Annotated in this window: 13 protein-coding genes and 1 tRNA gene; 8 read left to right on the top strand and 6 right to left on the bottom strand. The window is 52.9% G+C overall.

Annotated elements, in window-relative coordinates:
- Nucleotides 1–109: 109 nt before the first annotated feature.
- The 5 genes from BLW70_RS10360 to BLW70_RS10380 all read right to left on the bottom strand — a co-directional run bounded on the left by BLW70_RS10360 (nucleotide 110) and on the right by BLW70_RS10380 (nucleotide 4,675).
- Nucleotides 110–2,038 (bottom strand): AAA family ATPase, encoded by a 1,929-nt coding sequence (locus BLW70_RS10360; RefSeq protein WP_074873934.1) that lies wholly within the window; start codon nucleotides 2,036–2,038, stop codon nucleotides 110–112.
- A gap of 2 nt (nucleotides 2,039–2,040) precedes the next feature.
- Entirely contained in the window at nucleotides 2,041–2,517 is a 477-nt protein-coding gene (locus BLW70_RS10365; RefSeq protein ID WP_074873935.1) for a hypothetical protein, read from the bottom strand.
- The gene (locus tag BLW70_RS10370) at nucleotides 2,517–3,689 is read right to left on the bottom strand and encodes an ABC-three component system protein (protein WP_074873936.1); all 1,173 of its coding nucleotides are present in this window, start codon (nucleotides 3,687–3,689) and stop codon (nucleotides 2,517–2,519) included. The genes BLW70_RS10365 and BLW70_RS10370 overlap by 1 nt, the downstream gene beginning before the upstream one ends.
- Nucleotides 3,690–4,110: 421 nt before the next feature.
- Nucleotides 4,111–4,440, bottom strand: coding sequence for a hypothetical protein (locus BLW70_RS10375; protein ID WP_074873937.1), 330 nt, complete (start codon nucleotides 4,438–4,440; stop codon nucleotides 4,111–4,113).
- Nucleotides 4,441–4,590: 150 nt separating this feature from the next.
- Nucleotides 4,591–4,675, bottom strand: a tRNA-Leu gene (locus BLW70_RS10380).
- A gap of 107 nt (nucleotides 4,676–4,782) precedes the next feature.
- Here BLW70_RS10380 and queA point away from each other — a divergent pair.
- From queA to BLW70_RS10410, 6 genes are all read left to right on the top strand, one after another.
- Nucleotides 4,783–5,832, top strand: a complete 1,050-nt coding sequence (gene queA, locus BLW70_RS10385) for a tRNA preQ1(34) S-adenosylmethionine ribosyltransferase-isomerase QueA (RefSeq protein WP_074873938.1) — start codon at nucleotides 4,783–4,785, stop codon at nucleotides 5,830–5,832.
- A 5-nt stretch (nucleotides 5,833–5,837) separates the two neighbouring features.
- On the top strand, nucleotides 5,838–6,953 hold the full coding sequence (gene tgt, locus BLW70_RS10390; protein ID WP_162130615.1) for a tRNA guanosine(34) transglycosylase Tgt: 1,116 nt from the start codon (nucleotides 5,838–5,840) through the stop codon (nucleotides 6,951–6,953).
- 43 nt (nucleotides 6,954–6,996) lie between these two features.
- Entirely contained in the window at nucleotides 6,997–7,332 is a 336-nt protein-coding gene (gene yajC, locus BLW70_RS10395) for a preprotein translocase subunit YajC (protein ID WP_007903559.1), read from the top strand.
- A 63-nt stretch (nucleotides 7,333–7,395) separates the two neighbouring features.
- Entirely contained in the window at nucleotides 7,396–9,264 is a 1,869-nt protein-coding gene (gene secD, locus BLW70_RS10400) for a protein translocase subunit SecD (protein WP_074873940.1), read from the top strand.
- Nucleotides 9,265–9,273: 9 nt separating this feature from the next.
- Complete coding sequence (gene secF, locus BLW70_RS10405; protein WP_074873941.1) at nucleotides 9,274–10,188, top strand: protein translocase subunit SecF; 915 nt, start codon at nucleotides 9,274–9,276, stop codon at nucleotides 10,186–10,188.
- Nucleotides 10,189–10,308: 120 nt separating this feature from the next.
- Nucleotides 10,309–10,863, top strand: a complete 555-nt coding sequence (locus BLW70_RS10410; RefSeq protein WP_074873942.1) for a glycine zipper 2TM domain-containing protein — start codon at nucleotides 10,309–10,311, stop codon at nucleotides 10,861–10,863.
- 253 nt (nucleotides 10,864–11,116) lie between these two features.
- Here BLW70_RS10410 and suhB read toward each other — a convergent pair whose 3' ends face one another.
- Nucleotides 11,117–11,935, bottom strand: a complete 819-nt coding sequence (gene suhB, locus BLW70_RS10415; RefSeq protein ID WP_007982736.1) for a type III secretion system regulator SuhB — start codon at nucleotides 11,933–11,935, stop codon at nucleotides 11,117–11,119.
- Nucleotides 11,936–12,081: 146 nt separating this feature from the next.
- Between suhB and trmJ the strand changes: the two genes are divergently transcribed.
- Together trmJ and cysE are read left to right on the top strand one after the other, a co-directional pair.
- A complete protein-coding gene (trmJ, locus tag BLW70_RS10420) occupies nucleotides 12,082–12,852 on the top strand; it encodes a tRNA (cytosine(32)/uridine(32)-2'-O)-methyltransferase TrmJ (RefSeq protein WP_074873943.1) in 771 nt (256 codons plus the stop codon).
- Between the two features lie 2 nt (nucleotides 12,853–12,854).
- Complete coding sequence (cysE, locus tag BLW70_RS10425; RefSeq protein WP_007903579.1) at nucleotides 12,855–13,631, top strand: serine O-acetyltransferase; 777 nt, start codon at nucleotides 12,855–12,857, stop codon at nucleotides 13,629–13,631.
- Nucleotides 13,632–13,722: the final 91 nt, after the last annotated feature.

Genomic DNA, 13,722 nt, shown 5'->3' on the forward strand with positions numbered 1-13,722 from the left:
TTAATGTATTAATTTTTTGTGCTTGCTGAGTGTATGGGTTGTGGAGGATATTTAAGTCTTTTTTATAAACCCTCACTTGTGTTAAGTGAGGGGGCTTTGATGAGGTCAATTAGAAGTCATTAATCAAACCTTTTTCAAATTGTCCGCCTTTTTTTCTAAATCTTTTAACGAGATGAAATTTAGCACCTGATTCCAGCACTGGTGGAAGATCATTATCCACGATTATTACTTGGCAGACTCTGGAGTCTGTCTCTGCCTTCTGGGTGACTTCGATAATTTGCTTAAAAATATTGTTGTACAACGCTGGATCAGCCGTGTCGTCGTCTTCTCGGCCTCTTCGCCCGATATTTTGGCCTGGAGTATCAATCATCAAAAAAGTAGGTAGATTTCCTGGCTCTTGCAATAAATATTTTAATCGGGAAACAAATCCAGCAATTGAAGTTATGGTTCTGACGCCGCCGGATGAAGATGAGTAATAGGAAATATTTCTGAAGTGAGGTATGAATTTTTTATCGATAAAAATGCCATTCGCATTTTGAAGGCCACTATTTATCATGTGTTTTTTGAAGATTCCGGAAAGCTTGGCAATAACTTCGTCTAGGCCTGATAGCCCTTCCTCAACCAAGCGAAGGCTTTTCTTTAAGCCTGAAATAACAGACTCCTTGCTGTCGATTTTTGTTGAGATTTCTGAATATTTATTGCTTATGGCAATATTTCTTTTTATATTTGCGATGTCGATTTTTACATTGACTTTCGCTTTTTCGACAGCCTCTATTGACATAATCAAAGAGGAGATGTTGTCAATGTTGAACCTGTCGAACTCTGTTGATAGTGCACTAAGAGTCTCTAGCGCTTTGTCCTCGCTGTCAGAGATCTCTAATTTTCTGTTCCACAGTTTTTCCAGAGCGGTATGGGTACCCGAAATTCTATTTTTTATTGAACGAATTTCGCCATCTATATCATCATCGCTGATGACTGTAGACGCTAAACTTACGGGGGTTGTGCATAGAGGGCAGGGGAGTGATATGCTTTGAAGATGTTGTTTAGAAAGTGAGCCTCTGGTAATTTTAGATAGATTTAAGCATTCCAAATCACTTTGGTATGTGTTTTTTAGATCTGCAAAGTTCTTGTGTTGCTTAGATAAAGAGTGTTTTTCTATTCTTGTTGTTGCTAGCGAACTTTTGAGTTCGACGATCTTTCCGGCCATTGATAAGGCCACATCGGTAGCAAATTTATAATCGTTTTTCAGTTTGGAAATACTGCTTTCAAGTTCCAATAGCTCAGAGTTTTTATCGTCTAGTGGAGTCTCCTCTGTTGCTAGTGCTCCGACTGATATATTCACATCTGATAAAAATTTAGATATTGAGGCTTCTGAGGTCTTTAGTTCGCGTAATATTGTTGATTCCAGCGTCAATTGCTGGTTTAAAGACGAAATTCGATTGTCATGTATGTTGAAAACGAATTTTTGTATTTCTATGTTTTTGTTAAAGACAGCATTATTCCCATAGTTCAGGAGGCTGTCTGCGCCAACCTTGGTCTGCTTGAGATACATTAACTTCATTAAGTCCCTGAAGCTAAGGCGGTCCGCCCCTGCATCATCCCTAATTTTGGATTCTCGAATGCTTACTTTAGCAATTCCTAACGAATCAAGTATGAAGTCAGATACCCATCCGTCTGGCATCTGCAAAGTGGAACTGGCAGACATAAGCATAGGGAAGTTGTCAGATATATTTGCATACTCGGCTACAAATACTTTAATAGGTGCATTGGCGTCAATAATGTTCCTTTCAAAAGTGCAGATTTTGCCGTTTAAACTAACTTCTAAATAAGCTATACGTGCTTTGGCTGTTATTTCTCCATAAAGTAGATTCTCATTGCTGCCGCCTAAGCAGAAGTCAATAAGGTTAAGAATACTGGATTTTCCGCAATCCATGTCGCCCCAAATTAGGTTGACTCCTTCTTGGAAGGTTGCTTCATATGTGTTTTCAAGTCCTTTTATTAACAGTTTTTTTACTAACAGGTACGGGCTAACATCCATGATCAATCTCCCAGTATACTTTTTTGTAGTACATTTAATGACTTGCCAACCACCGGCTTTAAAAGTTCGATGTTGAGCTTCCAGCTTTCTGTCAGAGTTTCAGTTTTTTTCATTTCTAAGTCGGTTGCACTTACAAAAAAATCTTGTCCGCTTTTCGTAATGTGCACGAAACCGTTTCTCTCAAGAATAAGCATGCTCTGAAGGAAATCTCTATGCTCTTGGGATGCGCCGTAATCTATGTTGCTACTATATAGGGTTTCTTTTATAGGTGAAGATTGATTCAAGCGATTAAATTTGACTAGAAAAGCATGAGCTATTTTTGGGTTTTTTATCAGAAAATCAAAAAAAGCACCTTTTTGTATGGTGAGTATTTGTTCTTTTTTTCTGTTTAACCCTAATATAGATACTATAAGCCAACGTCTGTATAGCTTTAAGTAGAACTCGTCTCGGTAGTCAATTATGTTGATTGGGTCACTCATCACATTTTATCCTGGATGTGATCAGTCGTAACGTCATTTGACCAGATAACGTGGCGGTTTAGCTTGTTGGCTAATTGTTGAAGAAGACCTTTTTTATGTATGAAATTTATATATTTAACGCCGGACTCAAGGACTTTTGCATCTTGGTCTAAGAGGAGTCGATGCACTTCCGAAAAAATCTCATTTCCCTCACTGGATGCAAAGTGCTCGTTAAAGGTTTGTCGATACAGTCCTAATACCTTGTTTTGAAGGTCAACTAATATTATCCGGTCTTTTTGATCTGCTGCCTTTGAAATTATTTCCGCATGAAAAAAAGATGCTTTTGCATCTTCAATTCCCATTTCCCCTATCCCAGATAGGATCATTTTGATCACGAAAATTTCTTTATCATATTCGTTTAAATCTGGGTCGAATGTGGTTGCTGCTAATTCATTCATGCTATGATCATGAGCAAGTGAGGATAAGAAACTTTTTACTCTCATGTATACAAGATCCTCCGGTCCGTTCGGCTTGCAGATAGAAAGATGGTCGTGAGAAAAAGTAAACTTTTCGGATTTATTTACTGTGAATGGAATGGAGCTTGTTACTGGGACACATTCATCATGAAGGGCTACTATGTACATGCAACGTGGTAGCTCTTCTTTGCGATGCGTCCACTCTGAATTCAATGCATCACCGTAGTCAGAGAGAGGTTGCATTTCTTTAGCGTTCACATTCATGGTTGGGGCCAGCAAGACCGAGCCCAATGAACCTTTATGTGGAACTGCGATGGAGATATATCCAGTTGGCTGAGGGCCGTTTCCCTCTTCATAGTTTAAGATATAATCTTTTGCAATTAGACCGCCCATGCTATGGGCAATGAGAATTACATGCTCATAATCCTCAAGTCTTGTTCGAATATAGGCGTCTAGGGATTCGCTCAGTTGTTTTATAGGCTTGTTTGACCTGACCCTGTTTTTTCCAAAACCTATTAGGCCGAGGACTCTTTGCACCGGCGCTGAATGATAAATACTAATCAGTTTTGTGAAGTAATCGAATTCAAAGAAGTCATATCGGTTAGCTAATCCTGCATCTTGTTTCAGTAAGTCGCTAAATTTCTCTCCGTCGGCATTTTTCCAAGTGTTCTCTCCTCCGGTAAAACCGTGAACAAAAACAACTCCTATTTTTTTCATCCCTAAAACCTCATGTCATCTGACCGTGAACCGCCTTATTGTATGGTGTCAATATGACATACTATTCGGGCCGTTTCATCCATAGGTCAAGGCTTCGGGGGATGCTGCAACTGGCGCTCTGCTTTCCCAAGGGTGTGAAATCTGCTAAGGCTCTAATATACGAAAAGGATTAACCCTTTCTTTGAGTCCAGCTAAGACTCTACGGGTGCGCTGTGAAAGAGGGCGGCATCGAAAGAGGGGGCATGAAAATGATAATCAGATTCAACGCTTCGCATGGGATCGGTAACTGAGATTTTATCGGACATCCCTGTTCGTCTCGGAGTTTTTGAGAAAACGGGAACAAATTCATTGCTCGTCAAGGCATGGTAACCATAGTAGGGGCTCGGAGTAGGTGACCTCCACTATTTAGTAGCCTCTACTTTCATTGAATGTCTTTCAGGTAGTCCTTAAGCGCGATGAGCGGTGTATGGAGTTGCTCGGTAGATTGCGCAGCGCTGAAATCCGCCGCCAACCTATACAGTTCGCGGCCCAGCACTGTATCCGCACCACCGATAGCGTTCAGCGCCAAACTCAGGCATTCATCCACCTTCTTCTGGATCGCCTCAACATCCCCCCTACGCACCAGCAACCCAAACACCTCCCGCTCGTAATCACTCATCATCAGATCATCACGCAGAATCGGACTCGAATCTTCCGTCTCGTAAGCGAGCTTGAGGGAAAAGAGGGCGACGGTTTCCAGCAGCAATTCCATGGGGGGAATCCTTGTGAAATGTTCCGCAGGTGCGGGCGGCGTGGAAGAGCAAGATCAAAAGATCACAGCCTTCAGCAGCTCCCACAGGGGCGGGGTGGCTTTTCTACAGACGAAAAAAAAGGCCTTGCAAAGCAAGACCTTTCTTAATTTTGGTGCCCCGAGGGAGACTCGAACTCCCACTTCTTGCGAAAACGGATTTTGAATCCGCCGCGTCTACCAATTCCGCCATCAGGGCTCAATGGCGGCGAAGTATAGAGATGAGATAACCGTCGGTCAATCAGGTACATGGAGAATTTTTGATATTTCCGCTAGACTTCCCGGCCCTGCTAGACGAACCCCATCATGCGCGTTGCTGACTTTACCTTCGAGCTCCCTGATTCGCTGATCGCCCGCCATCCTTTGGCCGAGCGTCGCAACAGTCGCCTGTTGACCCTTGATGGGGTCAGCGGCGCCCTGGCACACCGTCAATTCACTGATTTGCTTGAGCATTTGCGCCCGGGCGATTTGATGGTGTTTAACAATACCCGGGTGATTCCGGCGCGGCTGTTTGGCCAGAAGGCTTCCGGCGGCAAGCTGGAAATCCTGGTGGAGCGGGTGCTCGATAGTCATCGCGTGCTGGCCCATGTACGGTCCAGCAAGTCGCCGAAGCCGGGGTCGAAGATCCTGATTGATGGCGGTGGCGAAGCCGAGATGCTGGCGCGCCATGACGCGTTGTTTGAGTTGGGGTTCGCCGAAGAGGTGTTGCCGCTGCTCGACCGCGTCGGGCACATGCCGTTGCCTCCTTATATAGACCGCCCGGATGAGGGCTCGGACCGCGAGCGTTATCAGACGGTGTACGCCGAGCGCTTGGGCGCGGTAGCGGCGCCGACGGCGGGGCTGCATTTCGATCAGCCGCTGATGGAGGCGATTGCCGCCAAGGGCGTCGAAACCGCGTTCGTGACCTTGCACGTCGGTGCGGGTACGTTCCAGCCGGTGCGTGTCGAGAAGATCGAAGACCACCACATGCACAGCGAATGGCTGGAAGTCGGCCAGGATGTGGTCGATGCCGTCGAAGCCTGCCGCGCTCGCGGTGGTCGCGTGGTGGCCGTGGGCACCACCAGCGTGCGTTCCCTGGAAAGTGCCGCGCGCGATGGCGTGCTCAAGCCGTTCAGTGGCGACACCGACATCTTTATTTACCCGGGCCGGCCGTTTCATGTGGTCGATGCCCTGGTCACCAACTTCCATTTGCCCGAATCCACGCTGTTGATGCTGGTTTCGGCGTTTGCCGGTTATCCCGAAGCCATGGCTGCCTATAAAGCAGCGGTGGAGCATGGTTACCGCTTTTTCAGCTACGGTGATGCGATGTTTATCACCCGTAATCCGGCGCCACGCGGCCCTGAGGAAACAGTATGAGTCGTATGTCGTTTGAGTTGCTTGCTACCGACGGCAAGGCTCGTCGCGGTCGTTTGACCTTTCCACGCGGTACCGTAGAAACCCCGGCCTTCATGCCGGTGGGCACCTACGGTACGGTCAAGGGCATGTTGCCGCGGGATATCACCGCCACGGGCGCGGAAATCATTCTGGGCAACACCTTCCACTTGTGGCTGCGCCCTGGCACCGAAGTGATCAAGAAGCACGGCGACCTGCACGATTTCATGCAGTGGAAAGGCCCGATTCTGACCGACTCCGGCGGTTTCCAGGTGTTCAGCCTGGGCGCGATGCGCAAGATCAAGGAGGAGGGCGTGACCTTCGCTTCTCCGGTCGACGGCGCCAAAGTGTTCATGGGCCCGGAAGAGTCGATGCAGGTCCAGCGCGACCTGGGCTCGGACATCGTGATGATCTTTGACGAATGCACCCCGTACCCGGCCGACGAAGACGTCGCGCGGGTCTCGATGGAGCTGTCGTTGCGTTGGGCCAAGCGTTCGAAAGAAGCCCATGGCGACAACACGGCGGCACTGTTCGGCATCGTTCAGGGCGGCATGCACCAGGATTTGCGCATGCGCTCCCTGGAAGGCCTCGACAAGATCGGCTTCGATGGCCTGGCCATTGGCGGTCTGTCGGTGGGCGAGCCGAAGCACGAGATGATCAAGGTGCTGGATTACCTGCCGGGTCAGATGCCGGCTGACAAACCTCGTTACCTTATGGGCGTTGGCAAACCGGAAGATCTGGTTGAGGGTGTGCGCCGCGGTGTGGACATGTTCGATTGCGTGATGCCAACCCGTAATGCCCGCAATGGGCATCTGTTCATTGATACAGGCGTGCTGAAGATCCGTAACGCGTTCCATCGCCATGATGATTCGCCGCTGGATCCGACCTGCGATTGCTACACCTGCCAGAACTTCTCCCGTGCTTATCTGCACCATCTGGACAAGTGTGGCGAAATGCTGGGTAGCATGTTGAATACCATCCACAATTTGCGCCATTACCAGGTGCTTATGGCTGGTTTGCGCGAGGCTATTCAACAGGGTACATTGGCCGCCTTTGTCGATGCCTTCTACGCCAAACGCGGGTTACCTGTTCCGCCTTTGGACTGAGTTTTCTGACCCCAAGATTCAACATTTGCAACTGGAGTGCTAAATGAGCTTTTTTATCTCTAATGCCATGGCTGACGCTGCTGCACCTGCTGCAGGCCCAATGGGCGGCGGCTTTGAGTGGATTTTCCTGGTCGGTTTCCTGGTCATCTTCTACCTGATGATCTGGCGTCCACAGGCCAAGCGCGCCAAAGAGCAGAAAACCCTGCTGGGCAGCCTGCAAAAAGGTGACGAAGTTGTGACCACCGGTGGTATCGCCGGCAAGATCACCAAAGTGTCCGACGACTTCGTTGTACTGGAAGTCTCCGACACCGTCGAAATGAAGTTCCAGAAAGGCGCCATTGCCGCCACGCTGCCAAAAGGCACGCTCAAAGCGATCTAAGTTCCAACTTCTACTCAATCGACGGGGCGCGCAAGGCGCCCCGCGTCATAAGCGGGCGGCGTGATGCTGAACAAATACCCTCTGTGGAAATACATTCTGATCCTGGCGGTGCTAGCGGTCGGTCTGATTTATTCCGCTCCCAATCTATATCCTGATGACCCGGCCATTCAGGTCAGCGGTGCAAGCACTTCGCTGCAGGTCAATCAGGCTGATCTGGATCGTGTGAGCGCAGCGCTCAAGGAATCCGGGATCAACGTCAAGGCTGCCACCCTGGCGGAAAACGGCAAGGGCGGTCTGATTCGTCTGACCAAGGCTGAAGACCAGCTACCTGCCAAAGACGTCGTGCGCAAGGCATTGGGTGATGACTACGTCGTTGCACTGAACCTGGCACAAACCACCCCGCAATGGCTGCGCAGCCTGGCCGCGCACCCGATGAAGCTGGGTCTGGACTTGTCCGGTGGCGTGCACTTCCTGCTGGAAGTGGATATGGACAAAGCCCTCGACGCTCGCTTGAAAGTGTACGAAGGCGATGTGAAGAGCCTGTTGCGTAAAGAGAAACTGCGCTATCGCAGCCTGCCGCAACTCAACGGTGCCATTCAGCTGGGCTTCACTGATGAAGCAGCCCGCGAACAAGCCCGTGCGCTGATCCGCAAGAGCTTCAACGATTTCGATATTGTTCCGGCCGACCTCAATGGCCAACCGGTACTGCGTCTGGCGATGACCCCGGCCAAGCTGGCGGAAATCCGTGAATACTCCATCAAGCAGAACTTGACCACGGTACGTAACCGCGTCAACGAGCTGGGTGTTGCCGAGCCAATCGTTCAGCGCCAGGGCGCCAACCGCATCGTGGTTGAGCTGCCGGGCGTGCAGGACACCGCCGAAGCCAAGCGTATCCTCGGCAAGACGGCCAACCTTGAGTTCCGTCTGGCTGCCGAGCCAGGCGCTTCGAAAGCCACTTCCGAAACCTTCGAGTTCCGTGAAGGCAATCGTCCGCCCGCACAGATCGAGCGTGGCTTGATCATCACGGGCGACCAGGTGACTGACGCCAAGGCTGGCTTCGGCGAGCAAGGCACGCCGGAAGTGAACATCCGTCTGGATGGCCACGGTGGCGAGCTGATGAGTCGTGCGACTCGCAGCAACGTCGGTCGCAGCATGGCCGTGATCTTTATCGAGCAGCGTCCGGTTACCTCTTACGTCAAGCAAGTGGTTAACGGCGTCGAGAAAGAAGTGCCGGTCCAGACGTTCAAGGAAGAGAAAAAGATCATCAGTCTGGCGACCATCCAGTCGCCGCTGGGTGCTCAATTCCGCATCACCGGCCTGAACGGTCAGGGCGAGTCGTCCGAACTGGCGCTGCTGCTGCGTGCCGGTGGTCTGGCTGCACCAATGTACTTCGCTGAAGAGCGCACCATTGGCCCAAGCCTGGGTGCCGACAACATCGTCAAAGGTATCGATGCATCGCTGTGGGGCATGCTGTTTGTCTCGCTGTTCATCATCGCCATCTACCGCTTCTTCGGCATCATCGCCACCGTCGCGCTGGCGGTGAACATGGTGCTGCTGCTGGCCCTGATGTCGCTGCTGGGTGCAACGCTGACCCTGCCGGGTATCGCCGGTATCGTGTTGACCATGGGTATGGCCGTCGACGCCAACGTTCTGATCTTCTCGCGGATACGTGAAGAGATCGCGGCGGGCATGAGCGTGCAACGGGCAATCAACGAAGGCTTCGGCCGGGCATTCACCGCGATTCTCGACGCCAACCTGACAACCTTGTTGGTCGGCGGGATTCTCTTTGCAATGGGCACCGGCCCGGTCAAGGGCTTCGCAGTGACCATGTCCCTCGGGATCTTTACCTCGATGTTCACGGCCATCATGGTGACCCGCGCGATGGTCAACCTGATCTTCGGCGGTCGTGACTTCAAGAAGTTGTGGATTTAAGGGGCTGCCATGTTACGTACAATCAACTTCATGGGCGTTCGCAACTTTGCGTTCGGCGTCACATTGTTCCTCACGGCACTGGCATTGTTCAGTGTCGCCACCAAGGGCATGAACTGGGGCCTGGACTTCACCGGCGGTACGCTCATCGAGCTGACCTACGAGCGTCCGGCCGACGTCACCAAGGTGCGTGAGCAGCTGGTTACATCGGGTTATAACGATGCGGTCGTTCAGAGCTTCGGTGCCACTACCGATTTGCTGGTGCGTATGCCGGGTGAAGACCCGCAGTTGGGTCATCAAGTGGCAGAAGCGCTGTTGAAAGTCGGCGGCGATAACCCGGCAACGGTCAAGCGCGTTGAGTTCGTCGGCCCTCAGGTCGGTGAAGAACTGCGCGACCAGGGCGGCCTCGGCATGCTGATGGCGCTCGGCGGTATCCTGATCTACCTGGCTTTCCGCTTTCAGTGGAAGTTCGCAGTCGGTGCCATCGTTTCGTTGATTCACGACGTGATCGTGACCATCGGTATCCTGTCGTTCTTCCAGATCACCTTCGACCTGACGGTGTTGGCGGCGGTGCTGGCGATTATCGGTTACTCGCTCAACGACACCATCGTGGTGTTCGACCGGGTTCGTGAGAACTTCCGCGTACTGCGCAAGGCGACCCTGATCGAGAACATCAACATCTCGACCACGCAAACCCTGCTGCGGACCATGGCGACGTCGATCTCCACCTTGCTGGCGATCGCGGCCCTGTTGTTCTTTGGTGGCGATAACCTGTTCGGCTTCTCTATCGCGCTGTTTGTCGGTGTATTGGCGGGTACCTACTCGTCGATCTACATCGCCAACGTCGTGCTGATCTGGCTGAACCTGAGCACCGAGGATCTGATCCCGGCAGTGGCTACCGACAAGGAAGTCGACGACCGCCCATAACGGCAATCGTTTTCCAGCTGTCGGCCGAAAAGGCGCGAGTATTGAACTCGCGCCTTTTTTTATGCTCCAAGGCTGGGAGAAGCGCGGGCTTGTCCCGCATGTGATGGTCAGGAGGTTCATGTGAACAAGTCGATGCTGGTTGGTGCAGTATTGGGTGCTGTCGGTGTAACAGCCGGAGGTGCTGTTGCCACCTACAAGCTGGTTAATAGCGGCCCTGAATATGCGCAAGTTCTAGCCGTTGAACCGGTCAAGACGCAAATCAAGACGCCACGTGAAGTGTGCAAGGACGTAGCGGTTACCCGGCAAGCGCCGGTGAAAGATCAACACCAGATCGCCGGTACGGTGGTTGGTGCGCTGGCGGGTGGTCTGTTGGGTAATCAGATCGGCGGCGGTACTGGCAAGAAAATCGCCACAGTGGCCGGTGCGGTCGGCGGCGGTTATGCGGGTAACAAGGTGCAAGAAGGCATGCAGGAGCGTGACACCTACACCACGACTCAAACCCGCTGTAACACGGTGCATGACATCAGCGACAAGGTTGTAGGTTACGACGTGCGTTATTCGCTGGATGGCAAGGAAGGCAAAGTGCGGATGGATCGCGATCCGGGCAACCAGATTCCGGTCGACAAGGACGGTAAATTGGTCCTGTCGCAGAACGAGCCGGCTCCAGCTCAATAATCAGCTGATTGCCAAAATCAAAAAGAAGCACTCTGCGGGGTGCTTTTTTTGTGCCCGGAATTTATGCCTCACCACCAATTCCTTGTGGGAGCGGGCTTGCTCGCGAAGGCGGCTTCACATTCAATATTGACGGTGGCTGATACACCGCTTTCGCGAGCAAGCCCGCTCCCACATTGAACCTGTGGTGTTTTCGGGAATTGGATTTCAGGCATAAAAAAAGCACCCCGAGAGGTGCTTTTTTGTGGCTGCTCGCTTAGCGTTTCAGCGAGGCCGGCAGGTGCGGCTGGATGGCCGTCAGTACTGCTTTGAAGCATTTGGTGTTACCGGCAACGACATGGCCTTTCTCAAGGAAGTCGTGACCACCGGTGAAGTCGCTCACCAAGCCGCCTGCTTCCTGGATCAGCAGGGCGCCTGCAGCCATGTCCCACTCGGACAGGCCCGACTCCCAGAAGGCGTCGAAACGGCCGGCCGCTACGTAAGCCAGGTCCAGGCTTGCCGAGCCAGCGCGGCGGATGCCGGCAGTCTGGCCAACCAGGGCGCGGAACATGCCCAGGTAGTTGTCGAGGTTGTCCATTTGGTCATCGCGGAACGGGAAGCCGGTACCCAGCAGGGCGCCGTCCAGGCTGGTGCGGCCGCTGACGCGCAGACGACGACCGTTCAGTTGAGCGCCGCGACCACGGCTGGCGGTGAATTCTTCCTGGCGAACCGGGTCCAGAACCACAGCGTGTTCCAGGCGACCGCGGTATTTGCAGGCGATGCTGACAGCGAAGTGAGGAATGCCGCGCAGGAAGTTGGTGGTGCCGTCCAGTGGGTCGATGATCCACAGGTACTCTTCGCCTTCGATCCCGGTGCCGGCGTGCATGCCGGTTTCTTCACCCATGATCGAGTGATTCGGGTAGGCCTTGCGCAGCGCGTCGATGATTTTTTGCTCAGCGGCGCGATCCACCTCGGATACGTAATCCTTGGCGTCTTTTTCGTCGACCTTGATGGTATCCAGGCGCTCGATGGAGCGGAAGATCAATTCACTGGCGCTGCGGGCGGCGCGCAGCGCGATATTCAGCATGGGCTGCATGGATGTGTCACCTAAGGTTGTTAAAGAAAGCCGGGCATTCTATCAGAAAGTTTCTACAGGAGAAGGTCGGTGTTCGCTTTCATAGCTTAACGGTAGGTTGAGCTGTAAGATTCTGCTCCCCATTAAAGTGTTCGAGAGCGCCTCCCTTGCTGCAAAACATTCGTGTCGTCCTGGTCAATACCAGCCACCCCGGGAATATCGGCGGTGCTGCGCGTGCCATGAAGAACATGGGCCTGTCGCGGCTGGTGCTGGTCGAACCGCGGTTGTTCCCGCACCACGAGGCCGATGCTCGTGCTTCCGGTGCCGGTGACATCCTTGAAAACGCGCAAGTCGTCGCCACCTTGGAAGATGCCTTGGTCGGCTGCAATCTGGTGCTCGGCACCAGCGCCCGTGACCGTCGCATTCCCTGGCCGTTGCTCGATCCCCGCGAATGCGGGGTGAAAGTGGTCGAGGAGGCAGCGCAGGGTGCCGAGATTGCCTTGGTCTTTGGTCGAGAAGATTCCGGCCTGACCAATGAAGAGCTGCAGCGATGTCATTATCACGTGCACATCCCATCAGACCCTGAGTTCAGTTCGCTGAACCTTGGGGCGGCGGTTCAGGTGTTGAGTTATGAAGTGCGCATGTCCTGGCTGGCGGCCCAAGGCCAGCCGAGCAAGGTCGAGAAGGAAGAAGTGGCCTCCGTCAAAAGCGCTGAGCTGGCGACCATGGATGAGCTGGAGCGATTCTATGAACACCTGGAGCAAACCCTGGTGGCCATTGAGTTCCTCGATCCGGAAAAGCCGCGGCACTTGATGGCGCGCCTGCGCCGGTTGTACGGACGCAGCTCGGTCAGCCGGGCGGAAATGAATATATTGCGTGGCATCCTCACGGAAACCCAGAAAGCGGCCCGTGGTGAGCTTCTTAAGCGGAAGGATTAAAAATGTTCGAGCGTTTGCGTGAAGATATCCAGAGTGTTTTCCATCGTGATCCGGCAGCGCGCAACGCCTTTGAAGTTCTGACGTGCTACCCGGGCATGCACGCCATCTGGATCCACCGCTTGTCGTCAGCCCTGTGGGGCATGGGCTGGAAGTGGCTGGCGCGACTGGTGTCGAACTTCGGTCGCTGGTTGACCGGGATCGAAATCCATCCAGGTGCCAAGGTCGGTCGTCGCTTCTTTATCGACCATGGCATGGGCATCGTCATCGGTGAAACTGCTGAGATCGGCAATGACGTCACCCTTTATCAGGGCGTGACCCTCGGCGGCACCAGCTGGAACAAGGGCAAGCGCCACCCGACGCTTGAAGATGGCGTAGTGGTCGGGGCAGGGGCCAAGGTGCTTGGCCCGTTTACGGTCGGTGCTGGCGCCAAGGTTGGTTCCAATGCCGTGGTCACCAAGGCGGTCCCACCCGGGGCGACAGTGGTGGGGATTCCGGGCCGGATCATCGTCAAGTCCGATGAAGAGCAGGACGCCAAGCGCAAGGCCATGGCTGAGAAGATCGGTTTCGATGCCTATGGGGTGGGTGAAGACATGCCGGACCCGGTGGCGCGCGCCATCAATCAGTTGCTCGATCATTTGCAGGCGGTTGACGGGCGCCTGGAGGGGATGTGCGGGGCGCTGAAAGACCTGGGCAGTAATTACTGTGCGAAAGATCTGCCTGAGCTGCGCGAAGAAGACTTTGCCTGTGTGAAGGACAAGGATCAGAGCCAGGCCAGCTAAACCGCGTCGACTTCAATCGCGAGCAGGCTCACTCCCACATTGGATCTTCTGTGCCCACATATTCTGTGTTTGACGAAGGTCCGGTGTGGGA

It is taken from the genome of Pseudomonas frederiksbergensis (assembly GCF_900105495.1).
Classification (GTDB): domain Bacteria; phylum Pseudomonadota; class Gammaproteobacteria; order Pseudomonadales; family Pseudomonadaceae; genus Aquipseudomonas; species Aquipseudomonas frederiksbergensis.